We start from the raw sequence: 20,253 nt of genomic DNA, 5'->3' as shown, positions 1-20,253 counted from the left end.
GCCCCGAATCGTTCAAGTGGCTCAAGACCTAGCTGTATTTGATTGAATATGCGGAAAAAATACCAACAGCCGCTTACCGCGGCCGTGTTTGGACCATCACCGCGGCAAAATCGCGGCCTAAACGGTGCGTCACCTGGGACCGGGCCTTTTACCGGCCCGTTAGACCCGATATGAAAGGGGCCTCTTTTCAGGCCAGCACGCGTACGGAGGAAGCCCATGGCAGCCAAGACGAAGTTCCGGGGATCGTTTACCGCCTTGGTCACGCCGTTCAAAAACGGCTCGCTGGACGAGGCTGCTTTCCGCTCGCTGGTCAATTGGCAGATCGCTGAGGGCACCCACGGCCTGGTTCCGGTCGGCACCACCGGCGAGAGCCCGACGCTCAGCCACGACGAGCACAAGAAGGTCGTCGAATGGTGCATCCAGGAGGCCAAGGGACGGGTGCCCGTGATCGCCGGCGCCGGCTCCAACTCCACCAAGGAAGCCGTCGAGCTTGCCCAGCACGCCGAGAAGGCGGGCGCCAATGCCGTGCTGGTGGTGACGCCCTACTACAACAAGCCGACCCAGGAAGGGCTCTACCAGCACTTCAAGGCGATCAACGATGCGATTGGAATTCCGATCATCATCTACAACATCCCGCCGCGCTCGGTGATCGACATGTCGGTCGACACCATGAAGCGGCTGTGGGACTTGAAGAACATCGCCGGCGTCAAGGACGCCACCGCCAGCATGGTGCGGGTGTCGCAGCAGCGCGCCGCGATGGGCGAGGATTTCAACCAGCTCTCGGGCGAGGACGCCACCGTGCTCGGCTACATGGCGCATGGCGGCCATGGCTGCATCTCGGTGACATCAAATGTTGCGCCGCGCCTGTGCTCGGAATTCCACACCGCCTGGCAGAAGGGTGACCACGCAACCGCCTTAAAGTTGCACGACAAGTTGATGCCGCTGCACAACAACCTCTTCATCGAGAGCAATCCGGCTCCGATCAAATATGCGCTGTCGCTGCTCGGCAAGATGGACGAGACGCTGCGGCTGCCGATGGTGCCGGTGTCCGAGCCGACCCGCGTCGCGGTGCGCAGCGCCATGGTCCATGCCGGCCTGATCAACTGACGCCCTAGCCAATCGGGGAGCTTTCATGAGCGTCGAGGAAAAGGGCATGCAGATGCTCAAGGAGTTCCGCGAGTTTGCCATGAAAGGCAACGTCGTCGACCTCGCGGTCGGCGTCATCATCGGTGCGGCGTTCGGCGCCATCGTCAACTCGCTGGTCGGCGACGTCATCATGCCGATGATCGGCGCCGTCACCGGCGGGCTCGACTTCTCGAACTACTTTACGCCGCTGTCGAAGGCAGTCACCGCCGGCAATCTTGCGGATGCGAAAAAGCAGGGTGCCGTCTTGGCTTGGGGTAGCTTCCTCACGCTGACGATCAACTTCATCATCGTTGCCTTCGTGCTGTTCCTGGTGATCCGCGCCATGAACAAGTTGAAGCGCAAGGAGGAGGCCGCGCCTGCTGCTCCGCCGAAGCCTTCAGCCGAGGTTGAGCTGCTGACCGAGATCCGCGATCTCCTCAAGAAGTCTTGACGCGCGCGCTTCATCCAACCTGTTAGCGTTGACGCGCATCTCGATCTGGTAACCTGAGCCATGGCCGACAAGAACGAACGCCCCATCAAGGTTGTGGCGGAAAATCGCAAGGCGCGCTTCAATTACGCGATCGAGGACACGGTCGAGGCGGGCATTGCGCTGACCGGAACCGAGGTCAAGTCGATCCGCAACGGCAAGAGCACGATCGCGGAATCCTACGCGGATTCGAAGAACGGCGAGATCTGGCTGATCAACGCCAACATCCCCGAATATCTCCAGGCCAACCGCTTCAATCACGAGCCGAAGCGGCCGCGCAAGCTGCTGCTGCATCGAAAGCAGATCAACAAGCTGATCGGCGCGGTGGACCGCGAGGGCATGACGCTGATCCCGCTCAAGCTTTACTTCAACGAGCGCGGGCGGGCGAAGCTGCAGCTCGCGGTCGCCAAGGGCAAGAAGCTGCACGACAAGCGCGAGACCGTGAAGAAGCGCGACTGGGGCCGGGAGAAGGGCCGGCTGATGCGGGCGAGGGGATGAGGCGATGAACCAGAGAAACCTGCTCGAGGTCGACTGGAGCAAGATCCCGGCGCCGACAGACGATGGTGGCGCGACGCATCTGAAGGGCATGACGATCCCGCCGGTCAGCCTGCGCGCGACCGACGATACGTCAGTGACGCTGTCGGCGCTCCGCGGCCGCACCGTTGTCTTCGGCTATCCGCGCACAGGCGAGCCCGGCAAGATCGCGCTGGTCGACGACTGGGACATGATCCCCGGCGCGCGCGGCTGCACGCCGCAGACCTGCGCGTTCCGCGACCTCTTCGCCGAGTTGAAGGCAGCCGGCACGTCCCATGTGTTCGGGCTCTCGACCCAAAGCAACGACTACCAGACCGAGATGGCCTCGCGGCTGCATCTGCCGTTCCCGGTGCTCTCAGACGAGAAGCTCGAGCTGACCCGCGCACTCAATCTGCCGACGATGGAGGTTGCCGGGCTGACGTTGATCAAGCGGCTTGCGTTGATCCTCGACGACGCGAAGATAACGCACGTATTCTATCCGGTGTTTCCGCCCGACCGAAACGCCGGCGACGTGCTGCACTGGCTGAAAGACCACCCAGTCAAGGCCTAGTCGAGGTCGGCTTTCACCTTAGCAAACACCTTGCGGAACATCTCCGGCGTGAGCACGCCGGTGTTCGTGTTGTAACGGGAGCAGTGATAACTGTCGTACAGCCGGAGCGCGCCCGCCTGGTGCACCGCGCCGTGACCGAACGGCGCCTGCGCACCCTTCAGGCCCAGCGGCTTGAGTACGGTATCGTGCGCAATTCGTCCGAGCGCGACGATGGCACGCAGGTTCGGCATCGTCTCGAGGTTGGCGGCGAGGAAGGTGCGGCACGTGTTGATCTCTGCCGGCAGCGGCTTGTTCTGCGGCGGCACGCAGTGCACCGCATTGGCGATCCGGCAGTCGACAAGCTTCAGGCCGTCGTCGGGCCGCGCCTGATAGGCCCCCTTGGCAAACCCGTATTCGATCAGCGTTGCGTAGAGCAGGTCGCCGGCATAGTCGCCCGTGAACGGGCGACCCGTGCGGTTGGCGCCCTGCATCCCCGGTGCGAGACCGACGATCAGCAGGCGCGCCTTGACGTCGCCGAAGGGCGCAACCGGCGCATTGTGCCAGGACGGCTCGCGCGCCCGGTTCGCCTCGCGAAAGGCAACCAGCCGTGGACAGAGCGGACAGTCACGGTCGGGTACGACGGTGGGGACCTGGCGGCTTGAACGGGCCGCCTCACTCCTCGAAGTCGTCATCGCCCCTCGGCGCCATCGTGGTCGCGCGCTGGAGGAACTGCGGGGCGTGATGACGTGCTTCGCGGTCGCCACGCTCGCGCGGAGCCGGGCGTTCGGACGGGTCGCGACCAAGCTTGGACTGGAGCTCGACGAGGTCGGTGAAGACGTCGGCTTGGCGGCGCAGCTCGTCGGCGATCATTGGCGGCTGGCTGGCGATGGTGGAGATGACGGTGACGCGGACACCGCGGCGCTGCACGGCTTCGACCAGGGAACGGAAATCGCCGTCACCGGAGAACAGCACCATCTGGTCGATGTGTTCGGCGAGTTCCATGGCATCCACCGCAAGCTCGATATCCATGTTGCCCTTGACCTTGCGGCGGCCGCTGGCGTCGATGAATTCCTTCGTGGCCTTGGTGACGACGGTGTAGCCGTTGTAGTCGAGCCAGTCGATCAGGGGACGTATCGAGGAGTATTCCTGATCCTCGATGATGGCGGTGTAGTAGAAAGCACGCAGAAGCGTCCCCCGGCTCTGGAATTCCTTCAGCAGGCGCTTGTAATCGATATCGAAACCCAACGTTTTTGCCGTCGCGTACAGATTGGCCCCATCGATGAAGAGCGCGATCTTGTTGGTTGGAGAAGGTGACATTCAGTTGCTCGCGTAGTGTTCGTGTTCAATCGTTTATTGTTGGCGCGACGGCAGCAATCCGCGCAGATCAAGAGGCTGCCAAAACCCGCCGAAACCGTAAATCCGGAGAAGTCGGGGCAAACCAAGGTATAGTTATGGCGGTCGGCCCGTCCGGTGCCGCCCTCCTTGGCGACCCGGGAAATGCCGATTCTAGCCCCAATGTGGGGTTAACCAAGGCGTTTGGCGAGACCAAATCACAAAATGATCTTGCGAAACCGCCCCGGCCTCTATAACTAGCCCGCATCATCCACATGTTTTGACCCACCCAAGAGCGGAGCGACAGTCTAATGGCTCGCGTCACCGTAGAAGATTGTATCGACAAGGTCGACAACCGGTTTGACCTCGTCCTGCTGGCCGCCCACCGCGCCCGCATGATTTCGTCCGGTTCACAACTAACGGTTGACCGGGATAACGACAAGAACCCCGTTGTCTCTTTGCGCGAAATTGCCGACCAGACCATTTCGCCAGAGGATCTGCGCGAGGAGCTGGTCCACTCGCTCCAGAAATTCGTCGAGGTGGATGAGCCTGAGCCCGATACCGTGCCTTTGATCGGTTCCGCTGGCGCCAGCGTCGATGCCGACGATACCGAGGTCGCTGTCGAGCGCATGACGGAAGAGGAGCTCCTGAAGGGCCTCGAGGGCCTGGCGCCGCCGGAGGAGCAGCCCGAGGAGGACGAGTAATCGTTCTCGCGCCGCGCCGACGAAATTTTGATTTCATCAAAGGCCCGAACCCGCGTTCGGGCCTTTGCTTTTGTTGACCTTTTCGTGGTTACCATAGCGCTAGCAGAGCGCGCTTGCGAGCGCCGTTTCCGATTGTGTCGGACACGCGCACGATCGGCGCTAGGATGTATACAACGGGCCATTTCCTGGTTCGTTTGAAGGCAGGAAGACGCGGGCAGAGATGGTGTATCGGCGTCGTAAATTTACGCAGATGGAGGCCGCGACCGAGTCGGTCGCCGTGGCCCCGACTGCGCCGACGGCACGGCCCTCAAAGCCGCGGGCGCGCATGATGCGGCAATATGACCTCGTCGAGCGCGTCAGGTCCTACAACCCGAACACCAACGAAGACCTGCTGAACCGCGCCTATGTCTACGCCATGAAGGCGCACGGCTCGCAGACGCGCGCCTCGGGCGACCCCTACTTCTCCCATCCGCTCGAAGTGGCGGCGATCCTCACCGACCTGAAGCTCGACGACGCCACTATCGTGGCGGCGCTATTGCACGACACGATCGAGGACACCGAGGCGACCCGCGCCGAGATCGACCAGATCTTCGGCCCCGAGATCGGTGCGCTGGTCGAGGGCCTGACCAAGCTGAAGCGGCTGGAGCTGGTATCGCGCGAGGCCAAGCAGGCCGAGAACCTGCGCAAGCTCCTGCTGGCGATCGCGGACGACGTTCGCGTCCTCCTGGTCAAGCTCGCCGACCGCCTGCACAACATGCGCACGCTGGAATTCGTGCCGCCGGCATCGCGCCGCCGGATCGCCGAGGAGACGCTCGACATCTACGCGCCGCTGGCGGGCCGCATGGGTATGCAGGAGATGCGTGAGGAGCTGGAGGACCTGTCCTTCCGCACCCTCGATCCCGAAGCCTACAACGTGGTGATGCAGCGGCTCGATGCGCTGGCCGAGCGCAACCGCAATCTGATCGGCGAGATCGAGGCTCAGCTCTCGAACAATCTGCGCCACAGGGGCCTTGGCGCGCGCGTCTACGGTCGCCGCAAGAAGCCGTTCTCGATCTGGACCAAGATGGAGCGCAAGTCGGTCGGCTTCGAGCAATTGTCCGACATCTTCGGCTTCCGTGTCGTGGTCAACGACGTCGAGGCCTGCTACCGCGCGCTCGGCATCGTCCACACCACCTGGCCTGTCGTGCCCGGCCGTTTCAAGGACTACATCTCGACGCCCAAGCAGAACGACTATCGCTCGATCCACACCACGGTGATCGGCCCCGGAAACCAGCGCGTCGAGCTCCAGATCCGCACCGAGGAAATGGACCAGATCGCCGAGCGCGGCATCGCCGCGCACGTCTTCTACAAGGAGGGCGTCGGCTCGCCGACGGAGTTCCTGAAGCGCGAGTCCAATGCGTTTGCCTGGCTGCGCCATACCGTCGGAATTCTTTCCGAGAGCACCAATCCCGAGGAATTCCTCGAGCACACCAAGCTCGAACTGTTCCACGACCAGGTGTTCTGCTTCACCCCGAAGGGCAAGCTGATCGCGCTGCCGCGCCATGCCAATGTGATCGACTTTGCCTATGCGGTGCACACCGACGTCGGCAACAGCGCCGTGGGTTGCAAGATCAACGGCAAGTTCGCGCCGCTGTCCTCGGAACTGCAGAACGGCGACGAGGTCGAGGTTCTGACCTCGGAGGCACAATCGGCGCCGCCATCGGCCTGGGAATCGCTTGCCGTAACCGGCAAGGCGCGCGCGGCGATCCGGCGTGCTACCCGTACCGCAGTCCGCGACCAATATGCCGGCCTCGGCCGGCGTATCGTCGAGCGCCTGTTCGAACGTGCCAAAATCGACTACGCCGACGACAAGCTGAAGGGGGCGCTGCCGCGCCTTGCCCGCTCCTCGATCGAGGACGTGATGGCGGCGGTCGGCCGAGGCGAGATCAAGGCCTCCGACGTCGCGCGGGCCATGTATCCCGACTACAAGGAAGAGCGGGTCGGGCGCTACGCCAAGAAGGGGCTGGCCGCCAAGCTCAAGGAGACCGTGGTGCCGGGGACGCCGCGCCCCCCGACCGCGATCCCGATCCGCGGCATCAATTCCGACCTGCCGGTGAAGTTCGCGCCGAACGGCGGCGCCGTGCCTGGCGACCGTATTGTCGGCATCGTCACGCCGGGCGAGGGCATCACCATCTATCCGATCCAGTCGCCGGCCCTGAAGGATTTCGAGGAGGAGCCGGAGCGCTGGCTCGACGTACGCTGGGACATCGAGGACACCACTCCGCAGCGCTTCCCGGCCCGCATCAAGGTCGAGAACGTCAACGAGCCCGGCGCGCTCGCGCAGATCGCGACCGTGATCGCCGAGCACGACGGCAACATCGACAATATCAGCATGCAGCGCCGCTCGCCGGATTTCACCGAGACGACCATCGATCTCGAGGTGTACGACCTGAAGCACCTGAGCGCGATCATAGCCCAGTTGCGCGCGAAGGCGGTCGTCGCGCGCGTCGAACGTGTTAATGGATAGGCCGAGTTTGCCTGTCCCTCCGACTACGTGAGCCTCGCCATGCCCGTTCCTCCGCTTCGCCTCGGCGTCAATGTCGACCATGTCGCGACCCTGCGTAACGCGCGGGGCGGCCGCAATCCCGATCCGGTGCGCGCTGCTTTGGTGGCGATCGAGGCCGGCGCCGATGGCATCACCGCACACTTGCGCGAAGATCGCCGGCATATCCGCGACGAGGACATGGCGCGGCTGAAGGCGGAAATCTCCAAGCCTCTGAACTTCGAGATGGCGGCGACCGACGACATGATGCGCATCTCGCTCGCCACCAAGCCGCATGCGGTGTGCCTGGTGCCGGAGCGCCGCCAGGAGGTGACGACCGAAGGCGGGCTCGATGTGGTCGGACAGCACAATGCGCTCGCGCCTTTCATCGCTCGGCTGAACGACGCCGGCATCCGCGTGTCGCTGTTCATCGCCGCCGACCCCCAGCAGATCGAGATGGCGGCGCGGCTGCGCGCGCCGGTGATCGAGATCCACACCGGTGCCTGGTGCGACGCCGTCGTCGACGGACACACCGACAAGGCCGAGGCCGAATGGCAGCGCATCGTGGCCGGCGCCAGGCTGGCCCGCGCTGCAGGTCTCGAGGTCCACGCCGGCCACGGGCTCGATTATGCGACGGCGGAGAAGATCGCAGGCCTCCCCGAAATCATCGAGCTGAACATCGGCTATTACATGATCGGCGAGGCGCTGTTCGTCGGCCTTGCCGAAACGGTGCGCAGCATGCGCGCCGCGATGGACCGCGGCCGGAGCAGGGCATGATCATCGGCATCGGCTCCGACCTGATCGACATCACCCGCGTCGCCAAGGTGATCGAACGCCATGGCGAGCGCTTTCTCGACCGCATCTTCACCGAGGCCGAACGTGCCAAGGCGGAGCGCCGCGCCAAGAGCGAGAAGATGGTGGTCGCGACCTATGCCAAGCGCTTCGCCGCCAAGGAGGCCTGCTCCAAGGCGCTCGGGACCGGCATCAGGCGCGGCGTCTGGTGGCGCGACATGGGGGTGGTCAACCTGCCCGGGGGGCGGCCGACCATGCAACTGACCGGCGGTGCGCTGGCCCGGTTGAACGCGCTGACGCCGGAGGGCTTCGAAGCGCGGATCGACCTGTCGATCACCGACGACTGGCCGCTCGCCCAGGCCTTCGTCGTCATTTCAGCGGTGCCGCTGGCGAAACCTTGATCTGTCGGCCGAAGAATTAAAGTAATATAATAAATTCAATGACTTATATATTGTTGATGCGCCCCTTGATTGCGTGGCTGCTGACAACCGTCTAAAAGTTCGCCGGCACAAATCAGCCGGGGCGAATTCGGCTTTACGCCGGAATTGGCCCCCACTATCAGAATCAGGACAATCTCCTTACGCCGCAAAGCGACGGGGCTATGCGCGGGAACGGGCGTTCCGTGACCGCGGGACCGGAATTGGGAAAGCAATGAGCGTGACTTCAGGAACCAAATCTGAGAGCGGCCTCGGCGAAACGGTCCGGGTCGTCATCCACGCTCTCCTGATCGCGCTGGTGATCCGCACCTTCCTGTTCCAGCCGTTCAATATTCCCTCCGGCTCGATGAAGGCGACGCTGCTCGTCGGCGATTACCTGTTCGTGTCGAAATATTCCTACGGCTATAGCCATTACTCGATCCCGTTCTCGCCGCCGCTGTTCTCGGGACGCGTCTTCGGCTCGGACCCGAACCGCGGCGACATCGTCGTCTTCCGTCTGCCCAAGGACGACACCACCGACTACATCAAGCGCGTGATCGGGCTGCCCGGCGACCGCGTCCAGATGAAGGAAGGGCTGCTCTACATCAACGACGTGCCGGTGCAGCGCGAACGCCTGAGCGACTTCGTCGGCGAAGACCCCTGCGGCTCGTCGGATGCTACCGCGCGGGTGAAGCGCTGGAAGGAGACGCTGCCGAACGGCGTCACCTATGAGACGCTCGACTGCGTCGACAACGGCTTCTACGACAATACCAACGTCTACACCGTGCCGGCCGGCCACTTCTTCATGATGGGCGACAACCGTGACAACTCGACCGACAGCCGCGTGCAGTCGGCGGTGGGCTACGTGCCGCAGGAGAACCTGATCGGCCGTGCCCAGATGATTTTCTTCTCCATCGCCGAAGGCGAGCACGCCTGGATGTTCTGGCGCTGGCCCTGGGCGGTGCGCTGGAACCGAATGTTCAAAATCGTCCGATGAAAGACGAAGCCAAGGACATCACAATCCAACCGATCGAGGCCGCTGCGAGCCCTGACGCCGAAGCTGCTCCCAAAGCTCCCGCAAAGAAGAAGCGGGCGAGGAGCGGCAAGGCCAAGGGCGCGAACGCGGCGCTCGAGGCGCGCATCGGGCACAATTTCGCCGATCCGAACCTGCTCATCCAGGCGATCACGCACGTCTCTGCCCTCAAGTCGGGACGCAAGCGCGGCGACAGCTACCAGCGGCTGGAATTCCTCGGCGACCACGTGCTCGGGCTCGTCGTGTCCGACATGCTCTATCACGCCTTCCCGAGCGCCGATGAAGGCGAGCTGTCCAAGCGGCTCGCCGAGCTCGTGCGCAAGGAGAGTTGCGCTGACGTTGCGAAGTTGCTTGGCCTCGTCGAGGACATCAAGCTTGGTAGTGTCGGTCCCGCCGCCGACGCCCGCTTGCGCAAATCCGTGCTCGGCGACATCTGCGAAGCCGTGATCGGCGCCATCTATCTCGACGGTGGGCATGCGGCCGCGGCCGAGTTCGTCAAGCGAAACTGGACCGAGCGCATGCACAAGCCGCGGCGGCCGCTGCGCGACCCCAAGACCGTGCTCCAGGAATGGGCGCAGGGGAAGGGCTTGCCGACGCCGGTTTATCGCGAGGTCGAGCGCACCGGGCCTCATCACGATCCGCAGTTCCGCGTCGCCGTGGATCTGCCTGGGCTGGCATCGGCGGAAGGCATCGGCGGCAGCAAGCGCGCGGCGGAGAAGGTCGCGGCCTCCGTCATGATCGAACGCGAAGGCGTTGGCGGTGGCAATGACGGCTGAGGCGAGCAATGCGGCGACGCCGCCGGCCACACGCTGCGGCTTCGTGGCGCTGATCGGCGCCCCCAATGTGGGCAAGTCAACCCTGGTCAATGCGCTGGTCGGTGCCAAGGTCACGATCGTCTCGCGCAAGGTGCAGACGACGCGGGCGCTGATCCGCGGCATCGTCATCGAGGACAATGCGCAAGTGATTCTGGTCGATACGCCAGGCATCTTCTCGCCGAAGCGGCGGCTCGACCGCGCCATGGTGTCGACCGCCTGGAGCGGCGCGCATGACGCCGATCTCGTCTGCGTGCTGCTCGACGCCAAGACCGGCATCGACGAGGAGGCCGAGGCGATCCTCACCAAGGCCGCGAGCGTCAATCACGAGAAGATCCTGGTGATCAACAAGGTCGACCTGGTCCAGCGCGAGAAGCTGCTGGCGCTGGCGCAGGCCGCCAATGAGCGCATGCCGTTTGCCAGGACCTTCATGATCTCGGCGATCTCGGGCGACGGCGTCGACGACATTCGCACGACGCTTGCGGAGATGGTGCCGGCTGGTCCCTTCCTTTACCCCGAGGACCAGATGTCGGACGCGCCGATGCGGCAGCTTGCGGCCGAGATCACGCGCGAAAAGATCTATCAGAAGCTGCACCAGGAATTGCCCTACCAGTCCACGGTCGAGACCGACAAATGGGAAGAGCGCAAGGACAACTCGGTGCGCATCGAGCAGACGATCTTCGTCGAGCGCGAAAGCCAGCGCAAGATCGTGCTCGGCAAGGGCGGCGCCACCATCAAGTCGATCGGCGCGGACTCGCGCAAGGAGCTGATGCAGATCCTGGATGTGCCCGTGCATCTCTTCCTGTTCGTCAAGGTGCGCGAGAACTGGGGCGACGATCCCGACCGCTATCGGGAAATGGGCCTGGAATTCCCCAAAGAATGAACAAGAAGAAGATGGGTTGGTGATGAGCGTGCCCCGCAACGTCCTGCGCTTCGAAGTGCTGCTTTACGCATCGCTGATGCTGGATGCGCTGTCGGTTGCGTTCCAGGACCGCACGCCGAACCCCGACATGACGGACCAGATGATCACGACCGCGACGCTGATCGCCGGCGGGATGATCCTGCTGCTGGTCTATTTCGTCTGGCTGGCGGCACAAAAGCGCAAGAACTGGCCGCGCTGGGTGCTGGCGGCGGCCCTCGTGCTGTCGGTGATCTCGCTTACGCAGATCATCGGCGAGAAGGGCATCGAGCTCGACAGCGGCATCGAGATCGTGTCCTGCGTGCTGACGACGATCGGCTTGTATTTCTCCTTCACCGGCGACGCGCAGGGCTGGTTCAACGCCTAGAGATGCGTAGGGAGGGCAAAGGCGCGCTTTTCGCGCGCCGTGCCCACCGCAACTGGCCGTGTGTTGATCGATCAAATCAGTGGGCACGCTTCGCTTTGCCCACCCTACGGTTCCGCGAAATACGGTAAGCTCGTTGCCATGGAATGGACCGACGACGGCATCGTGCTGGGGGTGCGGCGGCATGGCGAGACCAGCGCCATCGTCGAGCTTCTGACGCGCGCCCACGGCCGGCATCTCGGGCTCGCGCGCGGCGGCGCCAGTTCGCGGATGCGGCCGCTGCTCCAGCCCGGCAACAGCGTGCGCGCGGTGTGGCGGGCGCGGCTGGACGAGCATCTGGGCACCTATGCGATCGAGGGCCTGCGGTTGCGGGCTGCGGAGCTGCTTGCGTCCTCGCACGGCGTTTATGGCGTCACGCATCTTGCCTCGCTGGCGCGGCTGTTGCCCGAGCGCGATCCGCATGAGGAGATCTTTGCGCAGCTCGAGCACGCCCTCGATGACTTCGACGACATCGGCGGGGCGGCCGTGCACATCATCCATTTCGAGCTCGCGATGCTCGCCGAACTCGGCTTCGGCCTCGCGCTGGAGAATTGCGCGGTGACCGGCGAGACCACGGATCTGATCTACGTCTCGCCGAAATCCGGCGGCGCGGTGTCGCGCTCCGCCGGCGAGCCGTGGCGCGACCGGCTGTTGCGCCTGCCACCGTTCCTGCGGCAGGGCGAGGCGGCGAGCGAGCTCACGGACCAGGACCTTCAGGATGGCTTTCGGCTCACCGGCCTGTTCCTGCTCCGCCACGTGCTGGAGCCGCGCGGGCAGGGGCATTCGGACGCAAGAAGCGGCTTCCTCAATGCTCTGACGCGGCAGCAGGCGAGGGCGATCAGCTCGCCATGAGCGCGTCTCTGCTCTGCCCGATCGGCTATTGAAACCGGGAACCAAATCACGCTAACTGGGTTGGCCGGGGTGGTTCCACCGGGGACATCCAGATGATCAGAGGATTCGTGGTATCCGCCGCGCTGCTTGCGCTGGCGCCGGACGCAATGGCTGCTGAGCAGCAGCCCGGCCTGTTTCGCCGCGCCTCCTGCACCGTCGTGCGGTACTATGTTGCGAAATATTCGGCAGCCGCCGCGGAGACATGGGCGCGATCCCACGGCGCGACGGACGCGGAAATCGAGACTGCGCGCCGCTGTCTGGCCAATGCGCCGACGCAGGCCAAGGGCCCGCAAGCCACCCCGCCTGTGACCGCGGGCTGGGCCGGGCAATAGTAGCCGACAGGGAATCAATTGATCCTCGCCCGTTTTGCGTCCGCAATTTGCGATCCGAAGCGGCGGCGTAGCGCGAGCCCGATCCGAATCGGCCTGCAAATCCTTTTTCTGTGAGGAGGTTAGCCCGCCAAATCGAGCATTTTGATTCGCGGCTTGCCCGATTCACCGTCTCGGTTTAACGCCTCCCCATGGGAAAACGACAGGTACCGCCGGAGAAGCCGGCTGAAATCCACGAGGTGCCGCTACGCGATGCGCTCGAAGAGCGCTATCTCGCCTATGCGCTCTCCACCATCACGGGCCGCGCGCTGCCGGATGCGCGCGACGGTCTGAAGCCGGTGCACCGGCGCATCCTCTATGGCATGCGCCTGCTCAGGCTCGACCCGGGCGCCGGCTTCAAGAAATCGGCCAAGATCGTCGGCGACGTGATGGGCTCGTTCCATCCGCACGGCGACCAGGCGATCTACGACGCCATGGTACGTCTCGCGCAGGACTTCTCCTCGCGCTATCCGCTGGTCGACGGCCAGGGCAATTTCGGCAATATCGACGGCGATAACCCCGCCGCCTACCGCTACACCGAAGCCCGCATGACCGACGTCGCGCGGCTTCTGCTCGACGGCATCGACGAGGACGGCGTCGAATTCCGTGCCAATTACGACGGCCAGTCCAAGGAGCCGGTGGTCCTGCCCGGCGGCTTCCCGAACCTGCTCGCCAACGGCGCGCAGGGTATCGCGGTCGGCATGGCGACCTCGATTCCGCCGCACAATGCGGCCGAGCTTTGCGACGCGGCCCTGCATCTGATCGAAAAGCCCGATGCCAAGTCCAAGTCGCTCCTGAAGTGGGTGAAGGGCCCGGACTTCCCGACCGGCGGCATCATCGTCGATTCCAAGCAGGCGATTGCGGAGGCCTACACCACCGGCCGTGGCTCTTTCCGCGTCCGTTCCAAATGGGAGCAGGAGGAAGGCGCCCGCGGCACCTGGGTCGTCGTCGTCACGCAGATCCCGTGGCTGGTGCAGAAGTCGCGGCTGGTCGAGAAGATCGCCGAGTTGCTCGACCAGAAAAAGCTGCCTCTGGTTGGCGAGGTCCGCGACGAATCTGCAGAGGACGTCCGTCTCGTCATCGAGCCGAAGTCGAAGAACGTCGATCCCGCTTTGATGATGGAGTCGCTGTTCCGGCTGACCGAGCTCGAAAGCAAGATCCCGCTGAACCTGAACGTGCTGATCAAGGGCCGCATCCCCAAGGTTGTGGGGCTCGCGGAGTGCCTGCGCGAATGGCTCGACCATCTGCGCGACGTGCTGATCCGCCGCTCCAACTTCCGCAAGAGCCAGATCGAGCACCGGCTCGAGGTCCTTGGCGGCCATTTGGTCGCCTATCTGAACCTCGACAAGGTGATCAAGATCATCCGCACCGAGGACGAGCCGAAGCCGGCGTTGATCAAGGCGTTCAAGCTCACCGAAATCCAGGCCGAAGCCATCCTCAACATGCGTTTGCGCAACTTGCGCAGGCTCGAGGAAATGGAGATCCGCAATGAGGACAGGGATCTGCGCAAGGAGTTGAAGGGTATCGAAGGCCTGCTCGCCTCCGAAACCGAGCAGTGGAAGAAGGTCGGCGAGCAGGTCGGCAAGGTCCGCGACATGTTCGGGCCCAAGACGCCGCTCGGCAAGCGCCGCACCGCCTTTGCTGACGCGCCGGAGCACGATCTCGCCGCGATCGAGGAAGCCTTCGTCGAGCGCGAGCCGGTCACGGTCGTCGTCTCCGACAAGGGCTGGATCCGGACGATGAAGGGCCATGTCGAGGATTTGTCGGGGCTTGCTTTCAAGCAGGATGACAAGCTCGGCTTTGCCTTCTTCGCCGAAACGACCTCGAAGCTCCTGCTGTTCGCGACCAACGGCAAGTTCTACTCGCTGGATGTTGCGAAGCTGCCGGGCGGCCGCGGCCATGGCGAGCCGATCCGGCTGTTCATTGACCTCGAGCAGGAGGCCGCGCCGGTCGCGCTGTTCGTCAACAAGGGCGGTCGCAAATTCCTGGTCGCAAGCCACGAGGGCCAGGGTTTTATCGTCAATGAGGACGATTGCGTCGGCACCACCAAGAAGGGCAAGCAGGTCCTCAACGTCGAGATGCCGAACGAGGCGCGCACGGTCACGGAAGTGCTCGGTGACACCATCGCCGTCATCGGCGAGAACCGCAAGATGCTGATCTTCCCGCTCGATCAGGTGCCGGAAATGGCCCGCGGCCGCGGCGTGCGGTTGCAGAAGTACAAGGACGGCGGCCTGTCCGACGTCGCCGTGTTCGACGCAAAGGCAGGGCTGACCTGGAAGGACTCTGCCGGCCGCGAGTTCGGCGCGACCATGAAGGAACTCGCCGAGTGGCAGGGCACCCGCGCCGACGCCGGCCGCCTGCCGCCGAAGGGCTTCCCGAAATCGAACAAGTTCGGGCGGGTGATCGGGTAGGGGCACAGCAGAGCGCTCATACCACCGAGACCACCGTGATCGCCCGCGAAATCGGGCGATCTGGTCTTGTAAAGGCGGTGGTGGGGTGTGGCTGCGGTGCTCCCAACCAAAATCTCGAAAACAACCCCATGCAAAGTAGCGCGCAAGTCGCCGGCAGGGTGCCCCCGGGTGATGCTGGACGGATTGACACGTCGGGCAAATCAGGGGGCAAATCTGCTCCCCGCGCGCGAGGCCGTCAGGGGCTAACCGTCGACAAACGTCTTCCATTTGGCGAACTCTGACTGTCGCAGGCTCTTTCTTTCGTCCTCGAGTTCGGCAGCGCGGTTGACCGCAGCAGTCATGGCCGTCGCGGCGCGATTGTAGCTGTCGGCCGTGGACTGGAAGGGAAAGATGAACTGACCGTTCGCGACCTTGTAGACCCCGAACTCGCGTATCAGAAGCGCCACACATTTGTCGAAAGCATTGTAGTAATCCGCCCGCGAGGCGAGCGCCTTGGAGGTGAGCGCCGTCCACGCCGCATGCTGCTCGTCGATCAGCGCCATGAAACCGGCGAGCCGCGCATCCCCGAGGTTCAGCGAGCGCGCGTCGTTTTCGATCCTGTCACGCGTGGTCTTGATCGTCTCGGCGTACCGACGCGCCAAACCTGCCGCATTGTTTTCCGCCGTCTTGAGATCGCGGCGCAGCCCGTCAAGGTCGCTGCGGCTCGACGCGCCGAGATCGCCGAGCTTCGGCAGCGGTTTCGGCTCGACCTCGCCCAGCAGCTTTCGCGCGGCGGCATCGATTTCCATCGCGTCGCTGTTTGCGAGCGCAAGCAGCCTGAGCAGCCTGTTCGAAGGATGCAGCTTGATGACCTGATCGAGCTGCTCGGCATCAGTCACTTCGCGCAAGGCGGTGCGGGTCTCCTCGGCGGAAACGACGGCCTGATACTTCGACAGATCGCCGGCGTAATACATGGCGACGAAGCAGGCGATCAGGAGGAGGGACAGGAGCACGAGAATAATGACCGGTCGTCGCGGCCTGGCCTTCTGATCAGGAAACGATTCCACGGCGCAGATTCCCCCTCGAACACACCTTAGCGTCTTTCACCGGGGCGGAGGAGTCCGGTGAGACGTGAGGCTATGCGGATACGTTGGCGGGCAGCCCACGCCGGGGGGCGTCCTGCTCATGCGAAGACCACCAGCGCGCCACAGCTTGAGCGACCTCGTCCCACAACGGCGTCGGCAAATCCGGCACGGCGATCCTGACGACATAGCGATTGCTGATGGTGTCGTGGAACCACTCCGTCGCACCGAAATCAAAGCCAAAGCTTCCTGCGTGGCGAAGCGGCAATCCGGCCCGGCCCAAGTTGCCCGACAGATCCACCGCGATCTGCCGCGCCTGCTGCTCGTTCATGCTCCACTTTGGTGCCAGCGTCACGTAGAGCCCATGGGCGAAATGCAACTCGGCCGATGAACCGGGAAGCGCCGCTGCAAAATAGCGGGCTGTTCGCCGGCTGTTGCGAAGGATGGCTGCGACGCGCCGGTCGGTCAGCATGCGGTAGGCTTCCGTCCCGACATAGGGCGGAAAATGCGCCGGCAGGGCCGCGCCGCCGAACAGCCGCACGGCATCGCGCATTTCCGTCTTCAGATCGGTCAGCAATTGCCGGCCATTCGTGGTCATCCGCTCGTCAGCGGCAATGAATGATGCAGAACCCAGACGGCCATATTCCAGGCCGAGAGAATCGAGCTTGGTGTGGCTGCGCACGAGGACGACGGGAATTTGCCGGCGCCGGGCCCAGCCGAGCACGCGGCGGATCCGTCCCGAACCGGTCGAGAAGCATGTCGTGTCGAAGATGACCAGATCGAGCCCGCTCGCCTCGCAGCGCAGCGTCGCTTCGAAGGCGGCAGCCGGCGCACAGGAGTCGAAGAGGAGAATTTTCGGCCGGCCCGCGAGAGGCGCGAGTTCACGGGGCGCTTGGTTCAGCGCCACGAGACGCAGATGTCGGGCATGGCGTTCAATCAACTCGATGGTCTCGCCATAGGAGCCGGGCAGGACCAGAATGTCTGCGTTCGGGATTACGCGGGCGGAGCTCAGCAGCAGCGCCGATATCGCTGCCATGCCTGACGACGTGTAGATGGTCTCCGGCATCGCGGCGTTCTCGACGTCGTAGAACGGAGGACCGCGGACGTCGAGATCGGCGCGCTGGTAATCGTAGCTGAACTCGAACGGACCGGCGCGCAGCCGCCCCCAATGTGCCCAGTCGGTTTCCGTGCGCGCCCAGTCGTGCAGGGCGTGTTCAGCCTTCAGCGCCGCGGCAAGGCGGAATTTCTGTTCGATCACCTCCACGACCGCAACCGACTCTCGCAGCGCCAAAGGCTTCGCGAGGCAACCATTCAGCAATGCAAGTTCCTCGTGCTTCCGGTCGAGATACGCAGAGAGTGTTTCCATGGCGCGCCTTCGATGACCCCTATCAACGTTTCCGGTGGAGATCGGGTCCTAGGCCGCTGGACGCAGTGCGCGTCCAACCAAAGCCCAATGGTGCCGGCGACAAATCGAGGCCGATACTGCGCTGCCGGAGAACCCTTGCCCGGCGCAGGAACGAGGGGGGTGTTCGGATGATGCCAGACAACGTCGCCCTGTTTGCCACGATCATCCTGCTGCTTCCGATGTTTTATCTGCTGCTGGCGGCGCCGGCCTTTCTGCTGGTGAAGCTGGACGTCCGACCTGTCGCGCTGCTCTTGCGCGCCATGTTCAACGGCTACTTCCTGACATTGGCCGTCGCCGGTGCCGTAGGCACGACTGCCGTTGCCGTGGACGGCCGCCCGGTCCTGGCCATAGGCGTCGGCTTGATCACGGCTCTCGCCGTGTGGTCGCGCCGCTGGTTCCTGCGGCAGATGGATGCCCGGATCAGTGACGGAGATGCCGGCGACACGGAGGCCGCGCGCCGACTCCGGCGGCTGCATTGGGGCGGCATGCTGGGCAATGCGATCCAGCTCGCCGTTGTCGTGGCCTGCATTCCCTATATCGCTATTGCGCCGACATGATCGGGCTTGGCGAACGCGACGCAACATGGTCGCGTAGGGCCACTGGCGGACCTTCGCTCGCGCAGCTAGAGTTGCGTGGCTTGCGCTCCGGCGTACCACTACTCGTAATCCGGCATGACTGACCGTCTGACGCGTATTGCACCCGGATTGATAAAACTTTTGTCCTACAGTTTTGCCGACGACTTTCGGCACGATCTGTTGGCGGGAATCTCTGTTGCCGCAGTAGCCTTGCCGGTCGCGATTGCCTACGCGCAGCTCGCGGGCTTCGATCCGGTCGTGGGGCTATATTCGAGCATTCTGCCGCTGATCGCGTACGCCATCTTCGGCACTTCGCGGCAAATGATCGTGAATCCCGATGCAGCCGTGTGCGCTATGGTCGCCGCCGCAGTAGCTCCGCTGGCGGGCGGCAATGTCGAACTGTACTGGTCGCTGTCGGTCGCAGTCACATTTCTGGCCGGCATGTTCTGCATTGGAGCGAGTTTCTTGCGGCTCGGTGCGCTGGCGGAATTTCTTTCCAAGCCAATCCTTGTCGGACTCTTGAACGGGGTCGCAATTTCCATTTGCCTGGGGCAGATCGGCAAGCTGCTCGGCTTTTCCATCGAATCCAAAAGGATTATTCCGCAACTGTTCGAAATCTTCGCCAAGCTTCCGGAGACGCAGGTTCCGACGTTGATCGTCGGAGCGGCAAGCCTGGCGATATTGTTTGGGCTGGCGCGCTGGGTACCGCGACTTCCGGCTGCACCGATCATATTGATCGCCGCCGGCGCCGCGGTCGCATTGTTCGGGTTGGACCGGTATGGAGTGGCTATTCTGGGGGCGGTTCCTGCGGGCCTGCCGCCGCTGCGATTGCCCAGATTTCCAACGGACGACATACCATCCCTGCTGGGCAGCGCGGCGGGGCTCGCTCTCGTGCTGTTTTCGAGTGGCATGTTGACAGCGCGCAGCTTTGCGTCGAAGGGCGGCTACGAGATCGACGCTGACCGTGAGCTGGCTGCATTTGGTGCAGCTAATCTCGCCTCCGCCTTGTCTCAGGGGTTCGCCGTGACCGGCGCTGACTCGCGCACAGCCGTGGCCGTTGCATCCGGCGGTCGCACCCAAGTGACTGGCCTGGTGGCGGCGGCGACAATCGCCGCAGTGTTGCTGTTTCTGACAGGGCCCTTGCGATATGTGCCGATTGCTGCGCTGGGCGCATTGCTCGTGTTCGCTTCGATTTCGCTGTTTGACACGCGTACGCTACGCGAAATCTGGAGCATCGATCGTAGCGAGGTCGTCCTGGCCGTGATCACCACGCTCGGAGTGGTCGCGCTGGGCGCCATCAACGGAATCCTCATCGCGGTGGGGTTGGCCCTGGTCCGCTTCGTCAAGTTGACCGCGCGGCCGAGGGACGAAGTCCTGGGAACGGTCGACGGACTCCCCGGTCTGCATTCGGTCGAGCGACATCCAGACGCCAGGACGTTTCCGGGGCTCGTGCTGTATCGCTTCGATGGCCCGCTTACCTTCTTCAATTCCGACTACTTCAAGGCGAGAGCGCTGACGGTGGCCGACGCCGCAGGCCCGGAACTACGATGGTTTGTGATTGATGCAATTCCAGTCAGCCAGATCGACACGACCGGACTGTATGCACTTCGCGATTTGCGCGAACGGCTCGAAGCCCGCGGAACGTTCCTGATGCTAGCCGGGCGCAAGGCCGAGTTTCTCGAATGGTTTCGGGAGGCCGGTCTCTACCGGCCGGAACATGAGACGTGGATCCTTCCTACACTGCGCCAGGCCCTGAAGGCCTACCTGCGCGAGTCTCAACAAATCGCGCCGCTTAAGGAGGACGATTTGTGAAAGTCCGTCCTGGGTCACGCGCGCCTCTATCCGCATCGTCGTTGCTCTACGAATTCTGTAATCTCTATGCTCGGGCATTACGGCGCAAACGCCACAAGCCCAGCCACGTCAAGCGTGTACCCA

Annotated in this window: 21 protein-coding genes; 17 read left to right on the top strand and 4 right to left on the bottom strand. The window is 63.7% G+C overall.

Annotation, left to right across the window (positions count from 1 at the left end):
• The first annotated feature begins 216 nt into the window (after positions 1-216).
• From dapA to YUU_RS0114015, 4 genes are read left to right on the top strand one after another with little or no spacing between them, the layout of a single operon-like run.
• Entirely contained in the window at positions 217-1,107 is an 891-nt protein-coding gene (gene dapA / locus YUU_RS0114030; protein WP_027522941.1) for a 4-hydroxy-tetrahydrodipicolinate synthase, read from the top strand.
• Positions 1,108-1,159: 52 nt separating this feature from the next.
• Positions 1,160-1,576 carry a large conductance mechanosensitive channel protein MscL gene (mscL, locus tag YUU_RS0114025; RefSeq protein ID WP_027522940.1) on the top strand — a complete coding sequence of 139 codons (417 nt, stop codon included), beginning with the start codon at positions 1,160-1,162 and terminating at the stop codon, positions 1,574-1,576.
• A 60-nt stretch (positions 1,577-1,636) separates the two neighbouring features.
• Positions 1,637-2,110 (top strand): SsrA-binding protein SmpB, encoded by a 474-nt coding sequence (gene smpB / locus YUU_RS0114020; RefSeq protein WP_027522939.1) that lies wholly within the window; start codon positions 1,637-1,639, stop codon positions 2,108-2,110.
• Positions 2,111-2,114: 4 nt separating this feature from the next.
• Positions 2,115-2,696 (top strand): peroxiredoxin, encoded by a 582-nt coding sequence (locus YUU_RS0114015; protein WP_027522938.1) that lies wholly within the window; start codon positions 2,115-2,117, stop codon positions 2,694-2,696.
• On the opposite strand, the gene YUU_RS0114010 is transcribed toward YUU_RS0114015, so the two are convergent.
• Together YUU_RS0114010 and YUU_RS0114005 are read right to left on the bottom strand one after the other, a co-directional pair.
• Positions 2,693-3,367 (bottom strand): uracil-DNA glycosylase, encoded by a 675-nt coding sequence (locus YUU_RS0114010; protein ID WP_027522937.1) that lies wholly within the window; start codon positions 3,365-3,367, stop codon positions 2,693-2,695. The genes YUU_RS0114015 and YUU_RS0114010 overlap by 4 nt on opposite strands.
• The gene (locus YUU_RS0114005; protein WP_027522936.1) at positions 3,348-3,992 is read right to left on the bottom strand and encodes an NYN domain-containing protein; all 645 of its coding nucleotides are present in this window, start codon (positions 3,990-3,992) and stop codon (positions 3,348-3,350) included. The genes YUU_RS0114010 and YUU_RS0114005 overlap by 20 nt, the downstream gene beginning before the upstream one ends.
• 326 nt (positions 3,993-4,318) lie before the next feature.
• On the opposite strand from YUU_RS0114005, the gene rpoZ reads away from it, so the two are divergent.
• The 11 genes from rpoZ (at position 4,319) to parC (ending at position 15,277) form a co-directional block, all read left to right on the top strand.
• Positions 4,319-4,711 carry a DNA-directed RNA polymerase subunit omega gene (rpoZ, locus tag YUU_RS0114000; protein WP_027522935.1) on the top strand — a complete coding sequence of 131 codons (393 nt, stop codon included), beginning with the start codon at positions 4,319-4,321 and terminating at the stop codon, positions 4,709-4,711.
• Positions 4,712-4,931: 220 nt separating this feature from the next.
• Entirely contained in the window at positions 4,932-7,217 is a 2,286-nt protein-coding gene (locus YUU_RS0113995; RefSeq protein ID WP_027522934.1) for a bifunctional (p)ppGpp synthetase/guanosine-3',5'-bis(diphosphate) 3'-pyrophosphohydrolase, read from the top strand.
• Positions 7,218-7,256: 39 nt separating this feature from the next.
• Positions 7,257-8,009, top strand: a complete 753-nt coding sequence (locus tag YUU_RS0113990; RefSeq protein WP_027522933.1) for a pyridoxine 5'-phosphate synthase — start codon at positions 7,257-7,259, stop codon at positions 8,007-8,009.
• A complete protein-coding gene (gene acpS, locus YUU_RS0113985) occupies positions 8,006-8,425 on the top strand; it encodes a holo-ACP synthase (protein WP_027522932.1) in 420 nt (139 codons plus the stop codon). Before YUU_RS0113990 ends, acpS begins: the two co-directional genes overlap by 4 nt.
• 250 nt (positions 8,426-8,675) lie before the next feature.
• Positions 8,676-9,437, top strand: a complete 762-nt coding sequence (gene lepB / locus YUU_RS0113980) for a signal peptidase I (RefSeq protein WP_027522931.1) — start codon at positions 8,676-8,678, stop codon at positions 9,435-9,437.
• Entirely contained in the window at positions 9,434-10,249 is an 816-nt protein-coding gene (gene rnc / locus YUU_RS0113975) for a ribonuclease III (RefSeq protein ID WP_027522930.1), read from the top strand. The genes lepB and rnc overlap by 4 nt, the downstream gene beginning before the upstream one ends.
• Positions 10,239-11,168 (top strand): GTPase Era, encoded by a 930-nt coding sequence (gene era / locus YUU_RS0113970; RefSeq protein WP_027522929.1) that lies wholly within the window; start codon positions 10,239-10,241, stop codon positions 11,166-11,168. The genes rnc and era overlap by 11 nt, the downstream gene beginning before the upstream one ends.
• 22 nt (positions 11,169-11,190) lie before the next feature.
• The gene (locus tag YUU_RS0113965; protein ID WP_027522928.1) at positions 11,191-11,571 is read left to right on the top strand and encodes a hypothetical protein; all 381 of its coding nucleotides are present in this window, start codon (positions 11,191-11,193) and stop codon (positions 11,569-11,571) included.
• A gap of 138 nt (positions 11,572-11,709) precedes the next feature.
• Complete coding sequence (recO, locus tag YUU_RS0113960) at positions 11,710-12,459, top strand: DNA repair protein RecO (RefSeq protein ID WP_027522927.1); 750 nt, start codon at positions 11,710-11,712, stop codon at positions 12,457-12,459.
• Between the two features lie 92 nt (positions 12,460-12,551).
• On the top strand, positions 12,552-12,830 hold the full coding sequence (locus YUU_RS0113955; protein WP_027522926.1) for a hypothetical protein: 279 nt from the start codon (positions 12,552-12,554) through the stop codon (positions 12,828-12,830).
• Between the two features lie 188 nt (positions 12,831-13,018).
• Complete coding sequence (parC, locus tag YUU_RS0113950) at positions 13,019-15,277, top strand: DNA topoisomerase IV subunit A (RefSeq protein ID WP_027522925.1); 2,259 nt, start codon at positions 13,019-13,021, stop codon at positions 15,275-15,277.
• A gap of 242 nt (positions 15,278-15,519) precedes the next feature.
• Here the strand turns inward: parC and YUU_RS0113945 are convergent, their stop codons facing one another.
• Positions 15,520-16,323, bottom strand: coding sequence for a hypothetical protein (locus tag YUU_RS0113945; RefSeq protein ID WP_027522924.1), 804 nt, complete (start codon positions 16,321-16,323; stop codon positions 15,520-15,522).
• 70 nt (positions 16,324-16,393) lie between these two features.
• Complete coding sequence (locus YUU_RS50885) at positions 16,394-17,704, bottom strand: hypothetical protein (RefSeq protein WP_051389739.1); 1,311 nt, start codon at positions 17,702-17,704, stop codon at positions 16,394-16,396.
• Positions 17,705-17,874: 170 nt separating this feature from the next.
• On the opposite strand from YUU_RS50885, the gene YUU_RS0113935 reads away from it, so the two are divergent.
• Both YUU_RS0113935 and YUU_RS0113930 read left to right on the top strand, forming a co-directional pair.
• On the top strand, positions 17,875-18,300 hold the full coding sequence (locus YUU_RS0113935; protein WP_035662357.1) for a hypothetical protein: 426 nt from the start codon (positions 17,875-17,877) through the stop codon (positions 18,298-18,300).
• Between the two features lie 114 nt (positions 18,301-18,414).
• Positions 18,415-20,130, top strand: a complete 1,716-nt coding sequence (locus YUU_RS0113930; protein WP_027522922.1) for a SulP family inorganic anion transporter — start codon at positions 18,415-18,417, stop codon at positions 20,128-20,130.
• Positions 20,131-20,253 lie beyond the last annotated feature (123 nt).

Source organism: Bradyrhizobium sp. Ec3.3, assembly GCF_000472925.1.
Lineage (GTDB): Bacteria > Pseudomonadota > Alphaproteobacteria > Rhizobiales > Xanthobacteraceae > Bradyrhizobium.
This window is presented reverse-complemented; position numbering and strand designations above follow the sequence as displayed.

Excerpts from the sequence above, each read along its gene's own strand:
- dapA (WP_027522941.1), top strand. The coding sequence starts at position 217 with ATGGCAGCCAAGACGAAGTTCCGGGGATCGTTTACCGCCTTGGTCACG.
- mscL (WP_027522940.1), top strand. The coding sequence starts at position 1,160 with ATGCTCAAGGAGTTCCGCGAGTTTGCCATGAAAGGCAACGTCGTCGAC.
- smpB (WP_027522939.1), top strand. The coding sequence starts at position 1,637 with ATGGCCGACAAGAACGAACGCCCCATCAAGGTTGTGGCGGAAAATCGC.
- YUU_RS0114015 (WP_027522938.1), top strand. The coding sequence starts at position 2,115 with ATGAACCAGAGAAACCTGCTCGAGGTCGACTGGAGCAAGATCCCGGCG.
- YUU_RS0114010 (WP_027522937.1), bottom strand. The coding sequence starts at position 3,367 with ATGACGACTTCGAGGAGTGAGGCGGCCCGTTCAAGCCGCCAGGTCCCC.
- YUU_RS0114005 (WP_027522936.1), bottom strand. The coding sequence starts at position 3,992 with ATGTCACCTTCTCCAACCAACAAGATCGCGCTCTTCATCGATGGGGCC.
- rpoZ (WP_027522935.1), top strand. The coding sequence starts at position 4,319 with ATGGCTCGCGTCACCGTAGAAGATTGTATCGACAAGGTCGACAACCGG.
- YUU_RS0113995 (WP_027522934.1), top strand. The coding sequence starts at position 4,932 with ATGGTGTATCGGCGTCGTAAATTTACGCAGATGGAGGCCGCGACCGAG.
- YUU_RS0113990 (WP_027522933.1), top strand. The coding sequence starts at position 7,257 with ATGCCCGTTCCTCCGCTTCGCCTCGGCGTCAATGTCGACCATGTCGCG.
- acpS (WP_027522932.1), top strand. The coding sequence starts at position 8,006 with ATGATCATCGGCATCGGCTCCGACCTGATCGACATCACCCGCGTCGCC.
- lepB (WP_027522931.1), top strand. The coding sequence starts at position 8,676 with ATGAGCGTGACTTCAGGAACCAAATCTGAGAGCGGCCTCGGCGAAACG.
- rnc (WP_027522930.1), top strand. The coding sequence starts at position 9,434 with ATGAAAGACGAAGCCAAGGACATCACAATCCAACCGATCGAGGCCGCT.
- era (WP_027522929.1), top strand. The coding sequence starts at position 10,239 with ATGACGGCTGAGGCGAGCAATGCGGCGACGCCGCCGGCCACACGCTGC.
- YUU_RS0113965 (WP_027522928.1), top strand. The coding sequence starts at position 11,191 with ATGAGCGTGCCCCGCAACGTCCTGCGCTTCGAAGTGCTGCTTTACGCA.
- recO (WP_027522927.1), top strand. The coding sequence starts at position 11,710 with ATGGAATGGACCGACGACGGCATCGTGCTGGGGGTGCGGCGGCATGGC.
- YUU_RS0113955 (WP_027522926.1), top strand. The coding sequence starts at position 12,552 with ATGATCAGAGGATTCGTGGTATCCGCCGCGCTGCTTGCGCTGGCGCCG.
- parC (WP_027522925.1), top strand. The coding sequence starts at position 13,019 with ATGGGAAAACGACAGGTACCGCCGGAGAAGCCGGCTGAAATCCACGAG.
- YUU_RS50885 (WP_051389739.1), bottom strand. The coding sequence starts at position 17,704 with ATGGAAACACTCTCTGCGTATCTCGACCGGAAGCACGAGGAACTTGCA.
- YUU_RS0113935 (WP_035662357.1), top strand. The coding sequence starts at position 17,875 with ATGCCAGACAACGTCGCCCTGTTTGCCACGATCATCCTGCTGCTTCCG.
- YUU_RS0113930 (WP_027522922.1), top strand. The coding sequence starts at position 18,415 with ATGACTGACCGTCTGACGCGTATTGCACCCGGATTGATAAAACTTTTG.